The organism is Paenibacillus sp. FSL M7-0656, assembly GCF_038003225.1.
In the GTDB taxonomy this organism is placed as follows: Bacteria; Bacillota; Bacilli; order Paenibacillales; family Paenibacillaceae; genus Paenibacillus; species Paenibacillus amylolyticus.
Genome location: NZ_JBBOOT010000001.1, coordinates 4,788,906 through 4,813,517 on the forward strand (window position 1 = coordinate 4,788,906; position 24,612 = coordinate 4,813,517).

17 protein-coding genes are annotated in these 24,612 nt (G+C 47.4%); 11 read left to right on the forward strand and 6 right to left on the reverse strand.

Annotated elements, in window-relative coordinates:
* The first annotated feature begins 248 nt into the window (after window positions 1-248).
* From MHI01_RS21170 to MHI01_RS21195, 6 genes are all read left to right on the forward strand, one after another.
* The gene (locus tag MHI01_RS21170) at window positions 249-1,109 is read left to right on the forward strand and encodes an ABC transporter permease (protein WP_235193717.1); all 861 of its coding nucleotides are present in this window, start codon (window positions 249-251) and stop codon (window positions 1,107-1,109) included.
* 15 nt (window positions 1,110-1,124) lie between these two features.
* The gene (locus MHI01_RS21175; RefSeq protein WP_036667808.1) at window positions 1,125-1,994 is read left to right on the forward strand and encodes a carbohydrate ABC transporter permease; all 870 of its coding nucleotides are present in this window, start codon (window positions 1,125-1,127) and stop codon (window positions 1,992-1,994) included.
* A gap of 27 nt (window positions 1,995-2,021) precedes the next feature.
* Window positions 2,022-3,671, forward strand: coding sequence for an ABC transporter substrate-binding protein (locus MHI01_RS21180; RefSeq protein ID WP_340984053.1), 1,650 nt, complete (start codon window positions 2,022-2,024; stop codon window positions 3,669-3,671).
* Between the two features lie 92 nt (window positions 3,672-3,763).
* Window positions 3,764-5,539 (forward strand): sensor histidine kinase, encoded by a 1,776-nt coding sequence (locus MHI01_RS21185; protein ID WP_340984054.1) that lies wholly within the window; start codon window positions 3,764-3,766, stop codon window positions 5,537-5,539.
* Window positions 5,518-6,810, forward strand: a complete 1,293-nt coding sequence (locus MHI01_RS21190) for an ABC transporter substrate-binding protein (protein WP_340984055.1) — start codon at window positions 5,518-5,520, stop codon at window positions 6,808-6,810. The genes MHI01_RS21185 and MHI01_RS21190 overlap by 22 nt, the downstream gene beginning before the upstream one ends.
* A gap of 197 nt (window positions 6,811-7,007) precedes the next feature.
* On the forward strand, window positions 7,008-8,588 hold the full coding sequence (locus MHI01_RS21195) for a hypothetical protein (protein ID WP_340984056.1): 1,581 nt from the start codon (window positions 7,008-7,010) through the stop codon (window positions 8,586-8,588).
* A gap of 53 nt (window positions 8,589-8,641) precedes the next feature.
* On the opposite strand, the gene MHI01_RS21200 is transcribed toward MHI01_RS21195, so the two are convergent.
* The 3 genes from MHI01_RS21200 to MHI01_RS21210 form a co-directional block, all read right to left on the reverse strand.
* The gene (locus MHI01_RS21200) at window positions 8,642-10,354 is read right to left on the reverse strand and encodes an ABC transporter ATP-binding protein (protein ID WP_127548945.1); all 1,713 of its coding nucleotides are present in this window, start codon (window positions 10,352-10,354) and stop codon (window positions 8,642-8,644) included.
* 78 nt (window positions 10,355-10,432) lie between these two features.
* Complete coding sequence (locus MHI01_RS21205; protein ID WP_340984057.1) at window positions 10,433-11,461, reverse strand: iron-hydroxamate ABC transporter substrate-binding protein; 1,029 nt, start codon at window positions 11,459-11,461, stop codon at window positions 10,433-10,435.
* 110 nt (window positions 11,462-11,571) lie between these two features.
* Window positions 11,572-13,218, reverse strand: coding sequence for an AraC family transcriptional regulator (locus MHI01_RS21210; RefSeq protein WP_340984059.1), 1,647 nt, complete (start codon window positions 13,216-13,218; stop codon window positions 11,572-11,574).
* A gap of 721 nt (window positions 13,219-13,939) precedes the next feature.
* Here MHI01_RS21210 and MHI01_RS21215 point away from each other — a divergent pair.
* The gene (locus MHI01_RS21215) at window positions 13,940-14,929 is read left to right on the forward strand and encodes a LacI family DNA-binding transcriptional regulator (RefSeq protein ID WP_340984060.1); all 990 of its coding nucleotides are present in this window, start codon (window positions 13,940-13,942) and stop codon (window positions 14,927-14,929) included.
* 161 nt (window positions 14,930-15,090) lie between these two features.
* Entirely contained in the window at window positions 15,091-18,483 is a 3,393-nt protein-coding gene (locus tag MHI01_RS21220; RefSeq protein WP_340984061.1) for a GH36-type glycosyl hydrolase domain-containing protein, read from the forward strand.
* Between the two features lie 79 nt (window positions 18,484-18,562).
* Here MHI01_RS21220 and MHI01_RS21225 read toward each other — a convergent pair whose 3' ends face one another.
* On the reverse strand, window positions 18,563-19,759 hold the full coding sequence (locus MHI01_RS21225; protein ID WP_340984062.1) for a MerR family transcriptional regulator: 1,197 nt from the start codon (window positions 19,757-19,759) through the stop codon (window positions 18,563-18,565).
* Window positions 19,760-20,018: 259 nt separating this feature from the next.
* Here MHI01_RS21225 and MHI01_RS21230 point away from each other — a divergent pair, with 259 nt between their 5' ends.
* Both MHI01_RS21230 and MHI01_RS21235 read left to right on the forward strand, forming a co-directional pair.
* The gene (locus MHI01_RS21230) at window positions 20,019-20,519 is read left to right on the forward strand and encodes a GNAT family N-acetyltransferase (RefSeq protein ID WP_340984063.1); all 501 of its coding nucleotides are present in this window, start codon (window positions 20,019-20,021) and stop codon (window positions 20,517-20,519) included.
* A gap of 27 nt (window positions 20,520-20,546) precedes the next feature.
* Window positions 20,547-21,335: an SDR family oxidoreductase gene (locus tag MHI01_RS21235; protein WP_340984064.1), complete on the forward strand. Its 789-nt coding sequence runs from the start codon at window positions 20,547-20,549 to the stop codon at window positions 21,333-21,335.
* Window positions 21,336-21,449: 114 nt separating this feature from the next.
* On the opposite strand, the gene MHI01_RS21240 is transcribed toward MHI01_RS21235, so the two are convergent.
* Together MHI01_RS21240 and MHI01_RS21245 are read right to left on the reverse strand one after the other, a co-directional pair.
* A complete protein-coding gene (locus MHI01_RS21240) occupies window positions 21,450-21,998 on the reverse strand; it encodes a GNAT family N-acetyltransferase (RefSeq protein ID WP_036612698.1) in 549 nt (182 codons plus the stop codon).
* 126 nt (window positions 21,999-22,124) lie between these two features.
* Window positions 22,125-22,388 carry a DUF2164 domain-containing protein gene (locus MHI01_RS21245; protein ID WP_076253656.1) on the reverse strand — a complete coding sequence of 88 codons (264 nt, stop codon included), beginning with the start codon at window positions 22,386-22,388 and terminating at the stop codon, window positions 22,125-22,127.
* Between the two features lie 259 nt (window positions 22,389-22,647).
* Here MHI01_RS21245 and MHI01_RS21250 point away from each other — a divergent pair, with 259 nt between their 5' ends.
* Window positions 22,648-24,381 (forward strand): glutamine--tRNA ligase/YqeY domain fusion protein, encoded by a 1,734-nt coding sequence (locus MHI01_RS21250; protein ID WP_127548964.1) that lies wholly within the window; start codon window positions 22,648-22,650, stop codon window positions 24,379-24,381.
* The last annotated feature ends 231 nt before the right edge of the window (window positions 24,382-24,612 follow it).

The following is a 24,612-nucleotide window of genomic DNA, read 5'->3' on the forward strand; positions in this document are numbered from 1 at the left end:
CGGCAGCAGGGTCTTTTTTTGTCGGACGGAACTCGGTTTTGAACATCCATTTATCGGAAATGAGCATGGGAAGAAAAGGCGCTCGCTTCTATCATTAGAAGTGTCATGTTAGTGAATGAACATCGAGAGTGGAGGTTGAGTGGATGGAGCTGAATCGAAGCCGGGGGATTGAACCTGGGCGTTTGAAGCCAGCTGGCAAATGGAGTTCGGTGAAAAAGGAACTTGTCCGCAACAGATACGTCTATCTGATGCTCGTTCCTGTGGTAGCCTACTATCTGATTTTCAGCTATGGGCCAATGTACGGGCTACTGATGGCATTTCAGGAATCCTACAACCCGATCAAAGGAATCTTGGCAGGCGAATGGGTCGGATTTGACAACTTCACCATGTTTTTTGAAAGTTATTATTTCTGGCGACTGATTAAGAACACACTGATTTTGAGTTTTTACAGTATTGTGTTTGGTTTCCCGGCTCCGATTCTACTAGCACTGCTACTGAATGAAGTCCGGAAGAAGTGGTTCAGAGGTGCAGTACAGACCATCAGTTATATGCCGCATTTTATTTCGGTTGTCGTCGTGGTTGGAATGTTGAAAACGTTCTCATCTCTGGACGGTGGGTTATTTAACGTCATTCGTGACTTTTTCGATCTGCAGCCAATTATGTTTTTGGCGGAAAAAGATATGTTCCGTCCGATGTACATCCTGTCCAACATATGGCAGGGCGCAGGCTGGGCCTCGATTATCTTTTTGGCAGCACTAAGTGGTATTGATCCTCAGTTGTATGAGGCTTCCAAAATTGACGGCGCAGGCCGCTGGAGACAGCTGTTACATATTACACTGCCGGGCATTATGCCCACGATTGTGATCATGTTAATTTTGCGTATGGGGGCGGTCATGAATGCGGATTTTCAGAAAATATTGCTGATGCAAACAGCACCGACATATGAGACATCGGATGTCATATCCACCTTTGTTTATCGATCCGGTATTTTGGAGGGGAACTATACGTATTCAACCGCCATCGGACTATTTAACGGCGTCATTAATTTCGCGCTGCTCATTATCGCAAACGCGATCAGCAGAAAGCTTAACTCAACCAGTCTATGGTAATCGGAAGGTGAAGCGATGAAACAGTCTATAGGGGAACGACTTTTTGATGTATTTAATACACTGCTGCTCTTGGTGATCATGGTTTTATGCTTGTACCCGATGCTGTACGTGTTCAATTCTTCAATCAGCGACCCGGACCAGATGCTGCGTTCCCGTTCACTGATGCTCATTCCTGAAGGTTTTCAGCTGGGAGCGTACAAGTCGGTATTTCAGGATACTCGCATCTATACGGGATATATGAACACCTTGTTCTATGTTGTGGTGGGTACCGCCATTAATCTGCTCATGACTTCACTGGCTGCATATGGGCTGTCACGCGGTGATCTGATGGGCAGAAAAACGCTGATGAAATTAATTACGTTCACGATGTTCTTCGGTGGCGGTATGATTCCGACTTTTCTGCTGATTCAGAATCTGGGCATGGTGGATACCCGTTTTGCGCTTATTATTCCGGGTGCCATCAGCACGTTTTATTTCCTCATTATGAAAACAAACTTTGAGGGCATTCCGATCAGTCTGATCGAATCGGCGAAGCTTGATGGTGCCAATGACTTTCTGATTTTGTTCCGAATTGTACTGCCTTTGTCAAAGCCAATCCTGGCGGTCATGATGCTGTATTATGCGGTTGACCATTGGAATGATTATGTCGGACCGATGCTCTACCTGCGCAGTCAGGAGTTATATCCGATCCAGATTATTATGCGTGATATTTTGATCAGCAGCAGCACAGAGGCCATGGGCGCTGGCGCCGATACCGGCTTTGCCATTGGGGAGAACATCAAATATGCGACCATTATTATCTCCACGCTGCCTATTATGCTTGTATATCCGTTCATCCAACGTTATTTTGTTCAGGGCGCTCTAATCGGTGCTGTGAAACAATAAAAAATGTATCCTATGGAGGCGAATTACGTGAAAAAAAGAATGGGGTCCATCCTGTTGTCATCGCTACTTACCATGTCTTTACTGGCGGGCTGTACAGGTGATAATGAACCAGGTAGTGCAGAGCCAGCAGAAGGAACAGAACCTGCGGTTCAGGCATTAACCGAGATTCCGCTACCGATTACAAGTGAGCCATTTACCATTGATTACTGGCGCGCCAATGATGCCAAACTGACAGCTTCCTTGAACAATTTTGGCGATATGGCAGCTTATAAGGAAAAGGAGAAGCTGACAGGCATCAAAGTGAAGTTCACACATCCTCCGCTTGGACAACAGCGTGACCAATTCAATCTGTTGATCTCCACGAAAGAGCTACCGGATGTCATTTATTATAACTGGGCAGATGCCGTTGGCGGACCGGAAAAAATGATCAAGGATGGTCGAATCATTCGATTGAACGAACTGATCGACAGTTATGCACCGAACTTAAAGCGGATTATTGAATCCGATCCGGATGTGAAGAAGCAGATTGCACTCGATGATGGCACGATCTATATGTTCCCGCTGCTCAAGCTGGATGCGTTGAAGCTGAATGCCACTTCCGGTTTAATTATGCGCCAGGACTGGCTTGATGCATTGAACCTTAAGGTACCTACCAACATCGATGAGTGGTATACGGTACTCAAGGCATTTAAGGAACAGGACCCTAACGGCAACGGCAAGCCAGATGAGCTGCCATTCACAGGAAACTGGGGGCCGGGTAACCTGACCAAGCTCCATGATTTTGCCGCGGCCTTTGGTGTAATTGGTGGCTTCCAGATGAATGGAGACAAGGTGGAGTTTGGACCGATTCAGCCGGGCTACCGTGATTTCTTGGAGACCATGGCCAAGTGGTACAAAGAAGGGCTGATTGATCCCGAGATCATGACCAATGACGGCAAAGCTTTCGATTACAAGGTCACCAGCAATCTGGCAGGCGCATATCAGGGTGGTGTGTTCAGCGGCATGGGGAAATACTTCAATCTGATGAGAGATACGGATCCGAACTTTAACGTGACGGGTGTACCATGGCCTGTATCTCCGGATGGAACTTCGTATGCAACATTTAATCTGGACGCTAAAGTGTTGTCTTATGGTGAGGCTATTACGGCTTCCGCAGACGAAGACCAATTGAAATACATTGTACAGTGGATGGACTACAACTATAGCGAAGAGGGTAGTGATCTGTTCAACTTTGGTATCGAAAATGACAGCTATGTTCGTGACGGGGAAGGTGTCAAATTCACAGATACCATCATTGATAATCCGAACGGTCTGACGTATGACCAGGCACTGGCTTCCTATGCCTTATCCATTATGGACGGTCCGATCAATCAGGATAGTCGTTATCTGGATGCCTTACTATTTGACGACGGACAGCGTGCGGCCAATGCGGAATGGATGAAAGCAAGCTCTGCATTAACGCTTCCTCCAATTCGTTTGTCAACAGATGAGGTGACCACAAGTACATCCATCATGAGCCAGGTGAATACGTATTTGAATGAAACGATGACTGCCATTATTAGCGGACAGAAGCCGATCACCGAATTTGACAAGATGGCCGAAACAATCAAGAGCATGGATATTGACCGGGCGATTGAGGTTCATCAGGCTGCGTATGATCGATATCAGTCCAAATAATACGTGAGAAATCGAGCGCTAAAACTTTGGGGAAACCTTCCTGTATGTGATATACCTAGTAGTATCACGTGGTTCAAAGGAGCGCTTTGGTCATGACAGCCTACCGCAAACTGAGCATCAAAATGAAAATGTTTCTGATGATTATGTTCATGATGGCGTTTATCATCATCCTGGCGTTTGGGTCCTTGTATTATACGTACTCGGTGTATGACAAACAGCTGTTTGATAAGTCATCCCGACTTCTGAACCTTTCTTCGTCTACAGTGGATGTTGAACTTCAGAAGTTGGAAGCGTTATCATTGAACATGATCTCCGATACGCAGATTCAAAGAGCCTTGAAGTCGTTGCTGGATGACTATAGCGCATATTCAAGCTTTATTGAACGAAAAAAGATCACAGATCGGCTATGGGAGCATATTAGTGGGGCTGCACATTATGTGCAGTCCGTTCATCTGATTGATTCCAGGGGAAGAGTGAATAAATATGGCGAGACACTAACCGTATCTCAGGAAAAATATGATCGGATGATTGCGGCTGCGGAGCAGGCCAATGGTGCAGTACGCTGGTTATACCCGGATGACGATGACCCGATGCTGGTTATGGTCCGTCAGGTGCGAACCTACGAACCGATGACTCTGGAACCGGTAGGCATACTGTTTCTGCGTATTAATATCGAGCGACTCGTTGAGGAGTATGCGGGCATCGATAGCCAGGACAGTGACATTATTTTAAAAGCAGGCAGTGATGTGATCTATCCTTATCGCCAACTTCCGGAAGCGGTGTCCGCCGGACTGAATCCACTTCCAGGCAGTGGGGGATATGAGATCAAGAATCTGGATGGGAGGGAGATATTTCTTTCCCAGAAGAAATCCTCTTATACCGGCTGGGTTTATTACAATATGGCCTCTTATGATGAAATTTTTGAACGTATTATATGGTTGAAAAATATACTGATCGTCGTTTATCTTATCGCCATTCTGGTTGTTCTCGCGCTTGGTATGGTGTTCGCACGAAGTCTGACAAGGCCGATCAGGCAGCTCATCAGTCAGATGAAGGAGGTTCAGTATGGGGATCTGGAGAATATAGACGCCAATCTGTCCATTCCAACGCACCAGCACATGGATGAACTGGGGTTACTACAGCGTACGTATCGACTGATGATTACACATATTAATACATTGATTAAAGAAAATTATGCAAGCCAGTTGGTCATTAAAGAAACGGAGTTCAAGGCGCTACAGGCGCAGATCAATCCCCACTTTCTGTATAATGCGCTGGATTCGATCCATTGGCTCGCCAAAAAGAACAGGCAGGAGCAAATCTCCAGTATGGTGTTATCACTCGGATATTTGCTGCGTTCCTCCATCAGCTTCAAACAAAATATCATTACCATTGCGGAAGAGCTGGAGATCGTCAATCATTACATCACCATTCAGACCTACCGTTTCCGGCAACGGCTGGATTTCCGTATGGATGTGCCCGCTCCTTATCTGGGGTGTGCCATTCCCAAGTTGATCCTACAGCCACTCCTGGAGAATGCCATTCAATACGGTTTGGAACCACAGGTTGGATCATGTCTGATTCGAGTGTATGCCGAGATATCAGGTGGCAAGCTGGCTCTTATCGTGGAGGATCACGGCCCCGGCATGGAACCCGAATATGTGGAACAGGTGCTGCGCGGTGAAGTGAAGACCAGAGGCACAGGTATTGGTCTACTGAATATCAGGGAGCGGGTACGTCTGGCTTTTGGCGAAGAATATGATGTTCTGCTGGAAAGTAAGCCGGGGCTTGGAACGAGAGTAACAGTGCTGCTGCCACCCCCATCACCAGGTAAGGAGGAGAAGTTATGGGAAGATGGATGCGAATGATAGGCATGCTCTGCCTTATGCTGACTCTTCCTGGCTGCGTGAACCAGTTGGATCAAAGGCCAGGCATGATTGTGGAAGAAGAGCCGATAACGCTACGAATCGCTTGGTGGGGTGGAGAGTTCCGCAACAATGCAACGATTGCCGTTATCGACCTGTATGAGAAGTTGAATCCACATGTGAACATCGAATACGAATATAGCAGTTTCAATGAGTACTGGAGAAAACTTGCCCCACATGCAGCAGGCAATGCGTTGCCCGACATTATCCAGATGGACATCTCTTATCTGTCCCAGTACAGTTCGCTGCAACTATTGGAGGACATGACGCCGTACATGCAGAGCGGGCTGATTGACACGACAGATATTGAGAAGGAACAGCTGGAGAGTGGTAGCCTGAATGGAAAAACCTACGGTCTCAGCTTGGGGGTTAACGCCATGCTCAGCATCTATGATCCGGAAGTGTTAAAGGCCAATGACATTGAATTGCCAACGGATACGTGGACATGGGCGGATTTTGACCGGATGGGCGAACAATTGCTCGGGAAAGGCATCTATCTGGGAACCTATTTCACGCCGGAACAGTTTTTCGCGTATTACTTGAGACAGTATGGTTCCAAGCTATACGCCGAGGATGGCAAGAGATTGGGATATGAGGATGATGGGCTGTTTATTGAGTACTTTGGCAGGATGCAGAAGCTCGCGGAAAAGAAACTTATTTTTGCACCGGATATCTGGACATCAGACATTGGCCAGCCTGATAACGACCCGTTTTATCTGGGAGAGGCTTTGTTTAGCTGGGGGTATTCCAACCAATTTATCAGCACCGCTCAGCGTTATGGCAAACCCTTAACCATCTCCCCAATGCCTGGGCCAAACAGCCAGGATGGATTGTTCTTGAAGCCAGGCATGTTTTTCTCCATGGCGGGTAATTCCAGACATAAGGAGGAAGCTGCCAAGTTCATCAGCTTTTTTGTGAATGATTTGGATGCCAATCTGCTGCTCAAAGGGGAGCGGGGTGTGCCTGTCTCATCCAGTGTCAAAGAGCGGATGAAGCTGGTGGTTGAACCGGAGCTGGCGCAGGTGTTTGATTATATCGATTGGGTTGCGGATAACAGCACTCAGATGGACCCGCCTGATCCCGTAGGTGCGCCAGAGGTCACTGCGGTGTTACGTGAGTTGTACGATCTCTTGTTGTTTGGCAAAATTACGCCTGAGCAGGCGGCGAAGGATTTCCGTGAGCGGGCGAACGCCATTCTGGGTGGGAAGTTATAAGAATGGACTAGATCATATATGTATTTAATGGACTTGGGGCTGTTGTCGTTCACAAGCTCAACCTTCATTCTACTCGGGTGAGGGTTTTTGTTATGGAATGGTGTATATTTCCTCTAGTATAATGAAAATGGGTAGTTGTCCTATCTGTAGATTAGATAGATTCTATCCATATATTAATGGATGAGGAGTGTCAGGACATGTCCATACATCAGATAGGTCACAAGGTGTCTTTTGCCGATATGAAAACGAAGTTGCCTCAGGAGAGCTGGATGTACACTCAGAATGAAGCGCACAACGGTGAATTTGAAGCCGAGGAAGTATGGTTACATTCTGGTGATCTTCATATCAGTGAACTGTTGTTGGATGAAGGACCCTTTTTGATCTTGGTTGAAGGAAATCTGAAAGTGGATCGTTATATTGGAAATACAAGTTCCGACGCGGCCAGTTCAAATCTGGTTGTACTTGGGAATCTCATAACGCCCTATATGATCGTGGGTGGGCAGGAAATATATATTACAGGTAATCTCTATGTGGAGGATATGTTCTGGGGGGATTATAACCATGGAGAATTGACAGTGAGAGGGAATGTAGAAGGTGGATTGCTGGTAAGTACCGATCAATATACGATTCAGGTTCAAGGACAGCGTAATGTGAAGCGTCAGCTTGAAGAATGGGAGGATCTCGGACCATGGCGGGGCTTTGACATGTTGGCGTTATTCGTTCCTGAATGTGTGATTGATGAAGATACAGAGCCGTTTCCTTGGCGAGAAGAAATGTTAAAGAGGCTGCAACAAGGACAACCTGTAATCAACCGAAAGTACATTCATGCTGATGAATCAGAGCCAGATGTGCCGGATTGGTTCGAAGATCATCGAATTACCGCTGAGAACATAGAGCGTCTTACTCATCCATCTTTGTTGCCTGTAAGAGAGGAGGATGAGTTACTGAACAGCTATGAATTTTGGTTGGACGAGCAATTTTGCCGAGTATCGGTCTATGGAGATGAGCATACGGAGGGGTATTTCCGTAGTCTGTATTTTCAGGATGACCACAATTGTGCATTGTTGCTTAAGATGGAGCCATCAGATCAAGGTTCCAACTCTCCTGATAAACATATCGTACAACCGGGTGAACCTGTCTGGATGATCTCAGGAGCATATCGTTATCTAAACAATGAGAAGTCGGAATGGAACGTATTTTCGGAGAACTCACCTGCTGATATTCAGCAGTTAAGCGAGCAAGGATGGAGCACCTTGTTGCAGTCTGTATCGAATTATCAGTATGCCCGTTCCTTAATTTCGCACCAACTGATCCACGATTTATTAGCACTGCCTGTCGTGGAGCCATATGACGATTATTATGATGATGATCGGCACGGACTGTGGATTGGAGAGTTATATTATGCATTTCGACAAGCAGGTCAGATGTCTGATGGTTTTCCTCAGCCAGCTATGCTACGTATTGGAAGAGAGTATGTGGATGCTCAAGGGGAGACGCAGGTGGAGAAATACTATTATACCCTGCACCAACATGCGGACGGCTCGGAAAGTGTGTTGATCGAATACTCGGCTCAGAAGGACGAGGATGAGGAAGAAGAACCGTTGTTGCTTGAACTTCATTACATCGGCGGCTCTCAGTTACTGCATGCCGTTCAATTGCTGGAACATGGACGCAAAGTGCTCATTCAAGCGAATGAGGATTTACTGAATGGGGAGCTACCTTACGCTGCTGAAACATTTGCAAAACGATTTTGGAAATCCAAAGGATACCTGAAATGAACAAAACAACCTTCACCTCTATTACAAGAGGGAGGGTTGTTCTGTCATTGCATTTAACCAAACTGGGCTTGATGCAGTCGGCTGTACGAGCCTTGACGCGCGAGAAGTTCTTCATGACTTCCTTGTTCAGCGACGGTGCCGTTCTCCACGACTACGATGCGATCGGCGTGTCTGATGGTCGCCAGTCGATGGGCAATCACCAATGTCGTACGGCCTTGAGCCAGCTCGGACAACGCCAGTTGAATGGCAGCTTCCGTCTCGGTATCGAGAGCGGATGTAGCCTCATCCAGAATGAGAATTGGCGGGTTTTTCAGGATCATTCTGGCGATGGACAGACGTTGCTTCTGTCCGCCGGACAATTTCACGCCACGTTCACCGATCATGGTGTCCAGTCCATCTGGCTGGGATTGTACCAGCTCTTCCAATTGGGCCCGGCGAATGGCTTGCCAGATTTCCTCATCGGAAGCATTCAGTTTGCCGTATGCAATATTTTCTCGAATCGTTCCATCAAACAGGAAAATATCCTGCTGCACAATCCCGATATGGGAGCGCAGTGATTCCAGCGTCATGTCCTTCACCGGAATGCCATCAATGGAGATATGTCCTGCATCCACATCGTAGAAGCGTGGGATCAGACTGCATAACGTCGTTTTACCTCCGCCCGAAGGTCCAACCAGAGCAACCGTCTGGCCTGCCTGAATATCCAGATTAACCTGAGACAGCGTAGGTTTGTGTTCTCCATAAGAAAAGGTAACGTTATGGAAAGCAATATCTCCTTTGACATCCGGAATCGGTTTCGCCTGTGGTGTATCTTCTACATCCGGTACAGCTTCAAGCAGCTCCAGGTAACGTCTGAATCCGGCGATGCCTTTGGGATACGTCTCAATGACAGAGTTAATCTTCTCGATCGGTCCGAGGAATACATTGGAGAGCATCACAAAAGCGATGAATTCTCCGTAAGTCATACTGCCTTGAATGACAAACCAGGTTCCACATACCAGTACAAACAGCGATACAAATTTCATCAGGATAAAACTGAGTGAAGAGTTCCAGGCCATAATACGGTAGGTGATTAGTTTTGTAAGCCGGAAACGTTCGTTGTTCTCAACGAAACGTCCTACTTCATGTTTTTCATTGGCAAAAGCTTGTACCACACGGATGCCGCTCACATTATTTTCTACCCGTGCGTTATAATCGGCGATATCCGCAAACATGCGCTTGAACGCCTTGGACATTTTGCGACTGAAATACAGTGACAGGTAGATCATCAGCGGCACAATGATGAACGTCATCACAGCGAGCTGCCAGTTGATCCCCAGCATAATTCCGAAAGCTCCGGCGAGTGTCATGAGGGCAATGAATAGATCCTCGGGTCCGTGATGCGCGATCTCACCAATATCCATCAGATCGTTGGTCATGCGGGAGACCAGATGCCCGGTCTTATTGTTATCGAAGAAGCGGAAGGACTGTTTCTGTACACGCTGGAACAGTTCACGCCGCATATCGGATTCGATGTTAATACCAAGCTTGTGGCCCCAATAGGTCACTGCATAATGGAAAAAGGAACTGAGCAGGTAGATGCCGAGCAACCCGACACACGCCGCTAAGATCATGGACCAATTGCCAGCCGGAAGCAGTTGATCGACAACCCTGTTAACGGCGAGTGGAAAGGCCAGCTCCAGCAGCGCGGCAGCGATGGCACAGGAGAAGTCCAAGATAAAGAGTCTTTTGTAAGGACGATAATAAGACATAAAACGGCGAAGCATATGTAAGTCCTCCTCAATATGACATAAATGCCCGAGCAGGATGATTAGCCTGTCCGGACACCTGTATTCATGCTTATGTTATTTACGGTTTTGCTCGGCACGTTCTACGATCATATTGGCGAATTCCTCAGCCTGACCTTGAATCGCAATTGGGTCGAAGTACCAGTAACGGTCTTCCAGCAACTCATACACCTGATTGTTTTTCACAGCCGGCAGGGATTGCCAGATGGAGTCACCTTGGTAATTTTTGGTGTTCTCTCCAACGGTTAAGAAGATATGATCCCCTGCATAATCACCAACAACTTCACGCGAAATTTCTTTCCATTGGGTATCACCCATCAGTTCTTTTTTGGTGATTTCGAGTGGGGCAAGTTGCAAAGCACTGTAGACCGCTTGTCCTCCTCGACCAAAATTGTCTCCATATCCATAATAACTCTTGTCGGATACCTCAAGGATGGAGAAGGTTTCCTCCGGTTTGATGACTGTTTTCACCTTGGCACGAGCGGCTTCAATCCGTTCATCGTACGTTTTCAGCCAAGCTTCGGCTGCTTCGGATTTGTTCATCAGCTCTCCGAATCCCCGGATTTCGTCGTGTACATTGGTGAAAGTACCATACGGAATGACCACGGTCGGTGCGATTTTTTGATAACTCTCAATTTCGCTGGCCTGATCAGAGTAGGTAATGATCAGATCCGGGTTCAAGGCAACAACCTTCTCCATGGATACCGCCGCCCGATCACCAATACTCTCTATGCCCGCTACCTGATCTGCATAGAACGGGTTTTCCAAATAATATTGAACAGTACCAACGGGTTTCACACCCAGTGCGAGCAGATCACTTACGTACATATCGGTAACGATTCGTTTCGGTTCAGCCGGAATTTCAACATCTCCGCTTAATGACTTGTAGATCCGTGTAGCACTTGAATTGTCTGAACCGGACGACGTGTCTGTGTTCGTCTCGGAAGAGGCTGTTGTTGTTTCGGTTCCCGCTGCCGAAGTCTGTTCAGTGGCAGTCGAGCCTGTTCCGCTACTACATGCAGCCAGAATCATAATGATGGCGAGCATAAGAAGAAAGCCGGAAAAGCGTTTTTTTGCAGCAAACATATTTTTGTTCCCCCTGTGTATAATCAATAATGATTATTATTCTCATTAATAACATAGAGGAAGATGTGATATTTGTACATGGACAACTATGATCACTACTGCATGGACAATTATGATGTGAGGTGACGCATGATATGCTGCAACTGCTCCATAACGGACAAGGGATCAAATCCATAGAACATGTCGGCATCAATCTCGTATACACGTCCTTCACGAACGGCGGATAGGGTGCCCCAGGATTCCTGATTCGGCAGGTTATCCAGCATTTCTCGTTTGGCAGGTTCCTCAGGGAAGGCGACAAACATGTGATCTGCGGCATACAAGTGAATCTCGGACAACGGAACATGAACGTACCCCGTAAGTAACTGTCCATCCTGCTCCATACGTGAGGGTGGAGTGAAGCCCAGCGATTGATACAGCACATGAGAGGCTCTGCCCCAGCCATGACCGTAGATATAAGCCCCGTCTTCTCCAATCATAAACATGCAAACGGCGGACCCTCGTGTTCCTTCCATCTGTTGGTCTAACGTATGATTGGCTTCTTGCTCCAGTTGATGATATTGATCTAACAACGCTTGTGCATTGGATTCAAGCCCGGTAATTCTGCCCAAAAGAAGAAGCTGCTCCTGCCAATCGATTTCCTCAAAGGGCATCAGAATGGTCGGTGCAATCAGACGTAGTTCATCGGAAGCGGGATGCGGTGCATACCCGACAATGACATCGGGCTGAGCGTTTGCAATCAGATCCGTATGTTTAACCAGCTCATATTCGGAATGTCGCTCAAATTGCTCATGACCATCATGATCATGCGCACACATTTTTTCTTCCATCCAGCTTGCTACGGCGCCCATGTGGGGAGTGTGGCCCAGTGCCAGAAGTGAGGCCGTATAATTGTAAGTCAAAGATACAATCTTTTTGGGCATTTTCCGGTAGTGTGTTGGTGCTGATCCAACCATCTGTTTGAATTTGCGGCTCAGATAAAAGGTGTCCCTGTAGCCTGTCAGTTGTGCAATCTCCTGTAGCGTAGGGTTCGCGAACAACAGATGCTCCTGAGCCATCCGGATCCTGAGACGGGTCACATATTCAACAAACGTAAGACCTGTATGTTTCTTGAACTCCCGTGAAAAATGCTCAGGACTCACATTTGCATCCCTAGCCAATTGTTCGCGGGTCAGCGGATGGGTATACATCTGATGGATATGTCTAAGCACGGCATCAAGCCAGGAGTGATCTTCATGAGCAGAATGAGCCACATGATCCCGTAAAATATCCAGTAACTCATAAAAAAGCATATGTGGCCTGAAGGGGCTGGAATCACGGCCTGCCGTACTGGCTTGGACCAGCTCTACTGCCCTGTCGGTGAGAGTGCGACTCGCAATGGGAACTGGTATCCCGAACGGCCAGAAGAGCTGTTCATTTTCAGTGGAATCAAAAGCAATAGCAATGCCCTGTACTGGCGACAGGGAGCCGCGCTTGTTCTCGTGCTGAAGCAGGTTTCCAGCTTGCCGAACGACTGCACAGCCTGCATTTAATGTCAGTTTACCCTCTGTACTGATCAGCCTGGCCTGGCCAGCAGTAATGACGTATAACACATGAAGAGTGCTCCACATTTCATCTATGCGGGAGAATGCCTCGCGGTCGTGAAGCTGCACCAGATGGCACGGCTTGAAGTGGGCAACAGGTACGGACTGAATCTTCTGCAAGGAAATGGGACGGGACAGCGATTTTTTATGATAAATAGGCTTGGAAATATTCATTAGATAACTGTCTCCTTACATAAGTCAGCAGGGACAGTATTCGTCTCATGCCCCTGGTGTACTGGCGTAATTCTCGGATCTCGACTATTATGCAGTATATACTATATACGGAGTGACGTGGATGGACAGATTGAACAAATCAACTTTTTATTTGAAAAATAGATAAAGTGGTTGAAATCGCTATCAACACCGACTATAATGAAAATGTCGAAACGTTTCAATCTGGCGTTTACTGCCAGTTTCATTGTATTAGGCACGAACTGTTTATAGAGCGCCAGATTGAAAGACGTGTCATGACCATCACTAATGGTATGGATTGGAACGGGACGCATTCAACCGTGGCCCCATAAGGATGGGAACGAGGATTTTTTTTGAGAACACCTCGAAACGTTTCGATTGACATCCATCGCTATGATATGTATAAAGATTAATAAACGATAATGAAGGATTTAGTGGTTGTTCTAACCATGTACCGTATAAAATGTGGGTAACCTTAGAATTTGTTCTATATAAATTGAACTAACATTTACACAAAACGGAGAGGGCAGAAAGAACCTGAAGAAGCAAGGCGTTCGCCTTTATCCCCGGATTTTCACCCTTATAAAAGGGAAACAAAAAATCTGGGGATAACAGCGATCGGAAGGTTGTTCTGTCATCGAAGTGGTCAGTGTAAATATTCTGTAGTTCAATTTATATATAGTTTAGAAGGAGCGAACGTGGAATGGCAACGATTAAGGATGTGGCAAAGCTGGCAGGTGTAGCACTCTCGACTGCTTCCTATGCGCTGAGCGGGGATAGCAAGGTTAGTGCCAAGACCAAGGCTAAAGTGCTTGAGGCAGCACGAGAACTGAATTACCGCAAGAACGGCTTTGCCATGGACCTGAAACGGAGCCGGACAAACACGATCGCTTTGATCCTGACCGATCTGTCGGGCCCATATTACTCGGAATTGATCCGTAGTGTACAGGATGTAGCCCTCGCGAACGGGTATGACCTGATTGCTTGCAGCTCCATGGGTGGACGGGATTCAACGGCAGTGCGATTTTTGCGTGAAAAAAGAGTAGATGGAGCCATCATTCTGGCGCATAACATTCATGATGATATTCTGGTAGAATCTGCCGGTCATCGTTTTCCCATCATTGTGATGGATCGTCAGCTGTCGAGTGACCATCTGGTCAACGTGCTGGTGGATGGAGAGCAGGGCGGTTACCTTGCTACCCGCCACCTCATCCAGGCTGGACATCAGAAGATTGCTTATATCAGCGGTCCATCCAACTCGTATGACAACGCGCTCCGTTACCAAGGGTATCTGCGAGCGATGCGGGAAGCGGAACTTGAAGAAAAGTCCAAATGGCGTCTGAGCGGTAATTTTGTACGTGAGGGCGGATACAGTGCAACCAAAATGATGATCATGCAGGGCGATCTTCCCTCAGCTGTATTTTACGGTAACGATGAGATGGCGATTGGTGGCCTGAAGGCATTGGAAGAGCGTGGTGTATCGGTGCCAAATGATATTTCAGTGATCGGTTTTGATGATATTCAGTTGTCCGAATATGTGCATCCACCGCTGACAACGATACGCCAGCCGAAGCATGAAGCCGGGTCGCTCGCCGGACATCTGTTATTCCAGATGCTCAATGGCGAAGCGGTTGACCCTTCATATACGTTAACGATTAATATGATCGAGCGCAGCTCTGTACGTTCGGTTTAGACCGAGTCTGAACAACAAAGAACTGCCTGCATGCTGAAGTAAAAGTTTAATGATGGGGTTATCGTCCGGACGGGCTGTAAAAAGCCGGTTTGAAGAGGCCCCTATTCTTTTTCAAATTTATCGAAACGTTTCGATTTTAACTAATTCAAGGAGTGAACCTTATGACAACGATGATTAATGAACCGATCCGGTTAAGTGCCGGAGAGTTATCCTTTACCTTTTTGAACAGTGGCGACCTATACCAGGCTACATCCGGTACAACGATGTTGAACCAGTTGCTCAGCAACCAGATTGATGGATCATTGAACAACCTGTACCTGCGTGTACATGAGGGAGAGAATATCAGCTCGTTCCCGTTGCTCGGTGTACGTTCGAACAGCAAGGTGATTACAAGCAAGGCACAATCCAGCAACCAGTTGATCTGGGAGGGCACAGTCCAGCTGGAAGGTAGCGAAAAAGGCATTGGCTATCAGGTCGTATTTACGGCTACACCTCAAGGTGTATGGTTCTGGGATGTGAAGCTCACAGGACAACAACATAACGTAGATGTGGTATACGGACAGGATGTTGGGCTTGCAGATCCAGGTGCGGTACGCAGTAATGAGGCTTATCTGTCACAATACATTGACCATACGGTGTTTGAAGATGAGGCGAAAGGCTATGTCGTTTGTTCCCGTCAAAACCAGCCTCAGGGCGGTGCATTTCCTTATATGCAACAAGGTTCCCTGACCAAAGCAGTTGGTTACTCCACAGATGGATTCCAATTCTTCGGTCTGTCATACAAGGAAACGAATCAACCAGAGAGCTTGACTCACCCAACGCTGGCAAATGAGACATATCAGTATGAATTTGCCTATACGGCATTGCAATCTGAACTGCTGAATCTGAACGGAGAAGCTCAGGTGGTCTTTTATGGACTGGCGAAGCCTAATCATGCCGAAGCGATCTCTGCACTGGAATTCGGAGATGAAGTTACAGCAGCATGGAATGAAGTACAGGCTCTAACTGTGGAAAATGGTGACACGTTGGAACAGGTAAAACTGTCCTCCTTCCTTGGTGAACCACTGGTTACGCTTGATCTGACGCAAGATGAGATTCATGATCTGTTCCCTGATCGTCATCAGGAAGAGCACAGCGGTGAGGAACTGTTATCCTTCTTCACAGGCAGCTATGAACATATCGTTCTGAAAGCAAAAGAATTGCTCGTAGAGCGTCCGCACGGTCACATTCTGATGAGTGGAGGCAACGTGCAACTTGGAGCACAGGTTATTACGACAACATCGTATATGTACGGTATTTTCAACTCACAACTCGTTATTGGTAACACCAATTTTAATAAAATGATCAGTAATGCTCGCAATGCATTAAACGTGCCGAAAACGGCGGGACAACGCATCTATGTGGAAATGGACGGACAATATCGTCTGCTGACGATGCCTTCCCTGTTCGAAATTGGCTTCAACTATGTACGTTGGATCTACAAAACGGCATCCGATACGATCATCGTAACGAACTATACAGGGGCACACACCACCGAAGTGAGCATGAACGTACGCTCCACAAGTGGCACAGCATACCGTTACCTGGTAACAAACCAGATTACGATGAATGTGAATGAATACGAGTATCCGCTACATATGACGCAGGATGGCGATACTTTGATCTTCAAGGCTGATCCGCAAGCGATTAGTGCTGGAACATATCCGGATCTGCAATACCGCATGTCGGTGGATGGCGCAGCTGTGAATGTAGGGGACGAAACGTTGCTGGCAAGTGGTATCCGCAGTGGTTCCGCATCACTGGTTACGCTTAGTCTGGAAGCGAGTGCTGAATGGACGCTGAAGGTACAAGGGGTATTGGAAGGTCAAGCGGACAGCGGAGTGGTAGCAGGTTCAAGCCAGACGTTTGAAGAGGAAGTGCAGGCATACCGCGAGTTCTTCGCAGGTGTGATGAACGGGTTCCGTTTGTCCCGTGGAGAAGGTCAGAGTGCAGAGGATCTGTTCAAAGTAAATGCGCTGGCTTGGTGGTACACCCACAATATGCTGGTTCACTATTCTGTGCCTCACGGTTTGGAGCAGTACGGTGGCGCGGCTTGGGGTACACGAGATGTGTGCCAAGGTCCGGTGGAGTACTTTATGGCAACGCAAAAATATGAGCAAGTTCGCGATATCATCAAAATGGTTTATACCCACCAATATGAAGATGATGGCAACTGGCCGCAATGGTTCATGTTTGATAAATACTTTGCGATTCAACAGGAAGAGAGCCATGGCGACATCATCGTATGGCCGTTGAAAGTGCTGGCGGATTACCTGACAGCGACTCGCGACTATGCAATCCTGGATGAGAAAGTACCTTATACCGTGAAACATAGCTTCGAGTTCACGGAAGAGACGGCAACGGTGCTGGATCACGCGAAAAAAGAGATCGAATATATCCGTTCGCACTTCCTGCACGATACGTTCCTGTCTTCCTACGGAGATGGCGACTGGGATGATACGCTTCAACCAGCCAATGCACAGCTGAAGCAATACATGGTGAGCAGTTGGACGGTGGCATTGACGTATCAGTCCGTGAACGTGCTCTCGCAAGTGCTGAAATTCAAGGATGCGGACTTTGCACAGGAGCTTGACGTGCTGGCTCAAGGCATCCGTGAGGACTTTAACCGTTACATGCTGGGCACAGATGTGATTCCAGGCTTTGTATACATGGAAGAAGCGGACCAAGCGAAGCTGATGCTTCATCCAACAGACACAGAGACAGGCATTCAATATCGACTGTTGCCAATGACGCGCAGCATGATCGGTGAATTGCTGAATGCGGAGCAAGCAGAATCGCATTATGCCTTGATCCGTGAGCAGTTCCTATGCCCGGATGGCGTGCGTCTGATGAATCGTCCAGCTCAATATGCTGGTGGTGTAAGCACACACTTCAAACGTGCAGAGCAAGCGTCCAACTTCGGACGTGAGATTGGTTTGCAATATGTGCACGCCCATATCCGTTACGTGGAAGCGATGGCGAAGCTGGGTAAGACAGATCAGGTGTGGAATGGTCTCGCGATGATCAACCCGGTTGGTATCGGCGAGGTTGTACCTAACGCGGAGATTCGCCAAGCGAACTCATACTTCAGTAGTTCGGACGGTAAGTTTAATACGCGTTACGAGGCACAGGAGCATTTTGACCAGCTTCGTAAAGGGACTGTACAAGTGAAAGGCGGATGGAGAATCTACTCCAGCGGCCCTGGAATCTACATGAACCAGCTGATCTCCAATGCGCTTGGCATTCGTCAAGAGGGCGGCGATCTGGTCATTGACCCGGTATTGCCAGCTGAGCTGAACGGCATGCAATTCGAATTCGAGTATGCGGGTGAGCCAGTGACGTTCATTTATCACTTGAACGAAGGTGCTGTGAGCCGTGTAGCGGTGAATGGCAAAGACATTCGTACTGAGCGTACAGCGAACCGTTACCGTCAAGGCGGAGTAAGCATCTCACTGGATGAGTTCAGACAAGCACGCAGTGCAACTGAGCGTACGGTTGTTGATATCTATATGTAATTTCATAGCATGATGTACACCAAGGTCATCCTCCTTTAATCAAGGCGGGATGGCCTTTTTGGCATATGCTCATAATCCACTAGCGCAGCGGGACCGCCAGCAACGTGTACAACAGCTCATTATGCCGCACATGCTTGGTTACATAGCCCTGTTGTTCCAGCCAGCTGCATAGCTCACCCAGCAGAGGGAAGTGACGCTCGCGTAAGGCGCGCAGCTGTTCCTCGTGTCCTGTGGTTTCTGCCTGCCGAATATAGGAATCACGGTGAGTCGCATCAACAAACATCAGATCCGTTAGACCGATACGTCCACGCGAGGTTAATACCCGCTGCATCTCCTGTAAAGCCAATAGTTGCTGATCTGGACTTAGATGATGGAAAGCAAAGCTGGATACAACAAAGTCGAAGGAATGATCGGTAAAAGGCAACGCCAGAAAATTACCAAGTTTCACATGCATCTCAGGATATTTGGTACGACATCTGCGTAGCATCTCCCGGGATTGGTCGATTGCAGTCATGTCTGCGCCGTGCTGTAGCAGTTTTCCAGCCAGATTACCTGTGCCTGTACCAATATCAAGTCCTTTCTCACCAAGGGCGGGAGAGATCCAATGAGCTGTCTGTTCGAGCGCTTCGTCATAGTTGTGATACAGATAAAAGGAAGACTGTACCGTATCATTGGAATCGCCCGGCGTGGAATGACCTGCATTATGGTTTGGATGTGAAACTTCATTCTCATCGCTTATAGGCGAGGGGTTGGCCGAATGATGCCTGTCCTCTGAATTGGGGTGTTCAGTACTGACTCTGCCTTCTGCCTGCACTCGCTGATCATGGATGGCTGCCTGCATGTCATAATTCCACCGATCATGCCAGTTCTGCCGTGCTTCACGCAGGCGACGGGCACTGTCTGCGAGATCGTGCAGATGGCTGACATCCAGCGGACCGTCCTGACGATTCAGGTCAATCATGCGCTGGGTTGTATCCATCATACGTTTCAACTCAATCCACTGGGCATACATGACGGCCTGTTGCAGTTCCAGATATTCTTCCAGCCGCTGCTGATTCCCTTGATCAATCTCTCCGAGCGCATGTGTAATATCCTGTAGCGACATGCCAATCTCACGCAGTGCAGCAATGGTCTGAAGCCGCCAGATATCATTCTCCGTATAGGTACGATACCCGTTATTGGACTGTTTGGCGGGTAGAATTAATCCTTTTTCCTCATAAAAACGAATGGCTCTCGCCGATATACCAAGCCTGCTTGCTGCCTCTTTGATATTCATCATGCATCCCCTCCTTATCGAACCAGTATAAACTATGACGTTAGGGCAAGGTTAAGTGATTATTTCATTTTGCGAAAAGGTTCAATATCGAGTGGAATTTTAGTCAAAGCTGAGGCTATGCTACAATATATAGAACAAAAAAACTTAAATAGTAAGTAAACGAACAATGTCTTCCTATTCCTAAGTTTCTAAACTTTCTAAAATCTCCCGACGTGTAACGTACAGCGTTGTCGACTATAGCACGAAAGGTTGAATCATTATGCTTACCAGCCATACATTTACGATTCGTCCATCTGAGATTAAAGATGCAGCCCAGCTAATGGAGTTGGACACCCTGGTATGGGACAAATACACCTCACCTGCACCGATGCAGTGGCGCTCCAGACAGCAATATCTGCAGCATTGTCCGCCAGGCAGCCAGTTGATTGCGGTGCAGGGAGAGCGGGTATGTGGTTATGTGGGCTTTCAGCCAGCCACAGGTATGCCGGTCAATCGTCATGTCTATGAGATTCATATTGCAGTTCACCCTCATGATCGGCGTTGTGGCATTGCTACAGCTTTGATGGATGCCATTAAGCAGCATGCGGTTGAACATGGCGTTCGCAAGCTCAGGCTGCGCGTACTTTCCAGCAATCCGGGAGCCATCACGTTTTATACACAGTGTGGATTTGTGACGGAAGGCAGGTTGGTGTCCGAGTTTTATATCGGAGGCAAATATGTGGACGATATTCTTATGGGTTATTTTATCCAGACCAAATAGAAACATAGCTGAGGAGGAGGAACAACGATGGATATGGGACTTAGGGGTAAAAAAGCATTGGTGCTGGCTTCCAGTCGCGGGCTAGGCAAAGCAGTGGCTGCTCAATTGGCAACAGAAGGTGCTGACGTCATGCTTGCCAGCCGGAGCGAAGAAAAGCTCGCAGCAGTGAAGCATGAGCTTCTGGCGCTTGGTGGTGGCGGACGTGTGGAATATTGTGCAACCGATGTGACACGCAAGGAAGATATTGAGGCTCTGATTCACAAGACAGCAGAAATGTTTGGACAGATTGATATTCTGGTGAACAATTCGGGTGGCCCGCCATCGGGTTCATTTGAGTCACTGACGGATGAGGATTGGGAACGTGCATTTGAATTAAATGTACTCAGTTATGTAAGGCTGATTCGCGGTGCTCTTCCTTATATGAAAGAAAGTGGAGGACACATTGTCAATATCGCTTCAACTTCAGTGAAACAACCCATTCCGGGTTTGGTGCTGTCCAACACGTTCCGTACCGGCGTGTTTGGATTGGCGAAGACCTTGTCTCAAGAGCTTGCTCCATACGGAATTTTGATCAACACGGTGGCGCCAGGACGTATTGCAACAGACCGTATACGTGAGCTGGATGCAGCACGGGCTGAGCAGAATGGAATCAGTGAGGAAGAGGTATCTGACCAATTCCGTAAAGAGATTCCACTGGGCCGTTATGGTCAACCAGAGGAGTTTGCCAAAGCGGTTGTATTCCTGTTATCCGGAGCCAATACGTACATTACCGGAACCTCATTGATCGTGGATGGTGGTATGGTCCGAGCACTATAAAAGTCATTGAATAAAATAAAATACCCTCTGTCACCACATTACGTGGAGATCGAGGGTATTCGTGTTGATCCATTATGTTGGGAGAGATCACTCCCGATTCATTATGTAGGCGAATTAGCGCAAGAGTTCCCATTCATGCTGAAGCATGCCGTACACCGCATGGTTCACGTAACCTTTAGGCAGTTTCTCTGCCTGACGAATGACACCCTCGAGAACAAATCCGAGTCTTTCAGGGATAGCGCGACTCCGTTTGTTATTTGTTGCCGAGCGAATCTCGACGCGATTCAGATCCAGGGTCACCAGTGCATAATCAACCAGAACGCGACAAGCGCTTGTCATCAAGCCTTGACCCTCAAAGCCTTTGCCAAGCCAATATCCGATGCTTACCGAGCGATTGGTCCAGTTAATTTCGTGGAATCCAATGACGCCGGCTAGATCCCCTTTTGACCATACTCCGGCGGTGAATCCGCCATTCTCGGCACCTTGTTTTAACGCGTTGGTAATAAAGTTCGAGGTGTGTTCCACTTCTGTCACATGATCCACCCACGGCAACCAATGTCTCAGTTGATCCCGCGAGCGATCCGTCAGTTCGAACAGTGGTTTGGTATGTTCCATGGCCAGTGGCCGGAGTTCGGTATATTCATCCAATGAATAGGTAAACATGAATGCAACCTTCTTTCTTTGTATAGTGTTGTTCAAAAAAGTCCACTTTTGATTACGAATCATGCCTAACGGCATTATCAGCATCGAATATGAAACCAGATTTTTTGAACACGTATTTGTAGTGGATTAGCGGGAAGTCTTGGGTAACTTTTGCTCCAGTGCAAACAGGTCTTCTTCCATTGAGGCCATGCGTTGATTGACCGTTGTGCGTGCGTCACGGAGTGCCTGATTATATATGTAGGGAGCGAGCTGTGTCATGAACAGGTCGAGGACACCCCAAGCGGCCAGATCGCCGAGTTCTTCGCCACGTTCCTCTTCGAAATACGACTGGATGGTGCGAATGGCTTCATCCTGCTGTTCTTTGGTCAGTTTAAGCGAGTTCGATGGAATGGGAAACCCTCCCTTTAATTTGTTTTTACTATCATGCTACATGATTCGAGCGAACCCGTCAAAATGGTTTAGGGCCTATTTATGCACGGCTGATCCTGACTTTGGTGCCGTTCTTTATTGAACTCCTCCCCCGTTAAAGGTATATTTAAATGAAACGCGTACGAAACTTTCCAAGAAAATAGATTTTTTCAGGAAATGACTTCGTTATTAAGGAATTATAGCCGGAATTGCAGCAATTCCCTAAGGCTCCAATCCATTCATGAAAGGTTTGATACCTGTGGACAATCGTACAACCCCACCTAACTTTATCAAAAATATTATTACCGAAGATCTCCGGTCTGGGAAAGTCCAGGAAGTTATTACCCGTTTTCCTCCGGAACCGAACGGTTATCTGCATATCGGCCATGCCAAGGCGATCTGGATTAACTTTACGCTGGGCGGCGAATTTGGCGGCAAAACGAATCTGCGCTTTGATGACACGAATCCGGTCAAGGAAGATGTAGAGTACGTTCAATCGATTCAGGAAGACGTGAAATGGCTCGGATACGAGTGGAATGAGAAACGTTTTGCCTCGGATTATTTTGACGAGATGTACAACCGTGCTGTCTTGTTGATTAAAAAAGGTAAAGCTTACATCGACGACCAAAGCGCCGACGAAATCCGTGAAATGCGCGGAACGCTGACGGAGCCGGGTAAGAACAGCCCGTACCGTGATCGTTCAGTGGAAGAGAATCTCGACTTGTTCACACGTATGCGTGCAGGTGAATTCAAGAACGGAGAGAAAGTGCTGCGTGCCAAGATCGATATGTCTGCACCTAATATCAATCTGCGCGATCCGGTTATTTATCGGATTTCTCATGCACATCATCATAACACGGGCGACAAATGGTGTATCTATCCAATGTACGCCTTTGCTCACCCGCTCGAAGATGCAATTGAAGGTGTAACGCATTCCCTCTGTTCCCTGGAGTTCGAGGATCAACGTCCATTCTACGATTGGGTTATTGCCGAGTGTGAGATGGAGAACCAACCACGTCAATATGAATTTGGTCGGCTGAATCTGTCCCAGATGGTAACAAGCAAGCGGAAGCTGAAACTGCTCGTAGATGAAGGACATGTGGATGGATGGGATGATCCACGCATGCCGACAATTTCGGGTCTGCGCCGCCGGGGTTATACACCGGAAGCTATTCGTGATTTTGTATATGAGACAGGCATTTCCAAAAACTATGGAGTTATCGACCTGCAAACGCTGGAGCACTTTGTACGTGAAGACTTGAAACTGAAAGCTCCGCGCACGATGGCTGTGTTGCACCCACTCAAAGTGGTCATCACCAACTATCCTGAAGGACAAGTGGAATGGCTTGAAGCAGAGAACAATGTGGAGAACCCAGAGATGGGTAATCGCCAAATTCCGTTCTCCCGTGAGATTTATATCGAACAAGACGATTTCATGGAAAATCCGCCGAACAAATATTTCCGTTTGTTCCCTGGCAACGAAGTTCGTCTGAAACATGCATACTTCATCAAATGTAACGATGTGATCAAAGATGCAGAAGGTAATGTAACCGAGATTCATTGTACCTATGATGTGGAGACAAAGAGCGGCAGTGGATTCACTGGCCGTAAAGTCAAAGGAACAATCCACTGGGTAGAAGCGACTCAAGCGGTACCTGCTGAATTCCGTCTGTACGAGCCGTTGATCCTGGATGAAGCACCGGAAGCAGAGGTGGAAGTGGCAGTAGCTGGGGCTGAAGCTGAGGTTGTGGAAGAGCAACCGGAGAAAACGTTCCTGGATCAATTGAACCCGAACTCCCTTGAGATTGTTAATGGGTATGTGGAACAAGAGATGAAAGAAGCGAATGCTCAGGATAAATTCCAATTCTTCCGTCATGGTTACTTCAGTGTAGATCCGAAACATTCCGAACCAGGACGTCCGGTATTTAACCGGGTCGTATCCCTGAAAAGCTCATTCCAACTGCCGAAGGCGTAAGGCCGTTGGAAGAACTTAAGGTCTGTTCATCAGAGTACTGGTAATCAGCCAATTTATAAAAGTAAAAGTAAGGGCATCCTTCGTCATGATCATGGCGAAGGATGCCCTTTATTGTTTCTCTGGATCTAGCCAGGTCCAGTTTTAGACGTAGTAATACAATTTCGCATGAACATGAACATGAACATGAACATGAGCTGAGGCCTTATGTGTGCGTATGAGGCAAAAATCTAA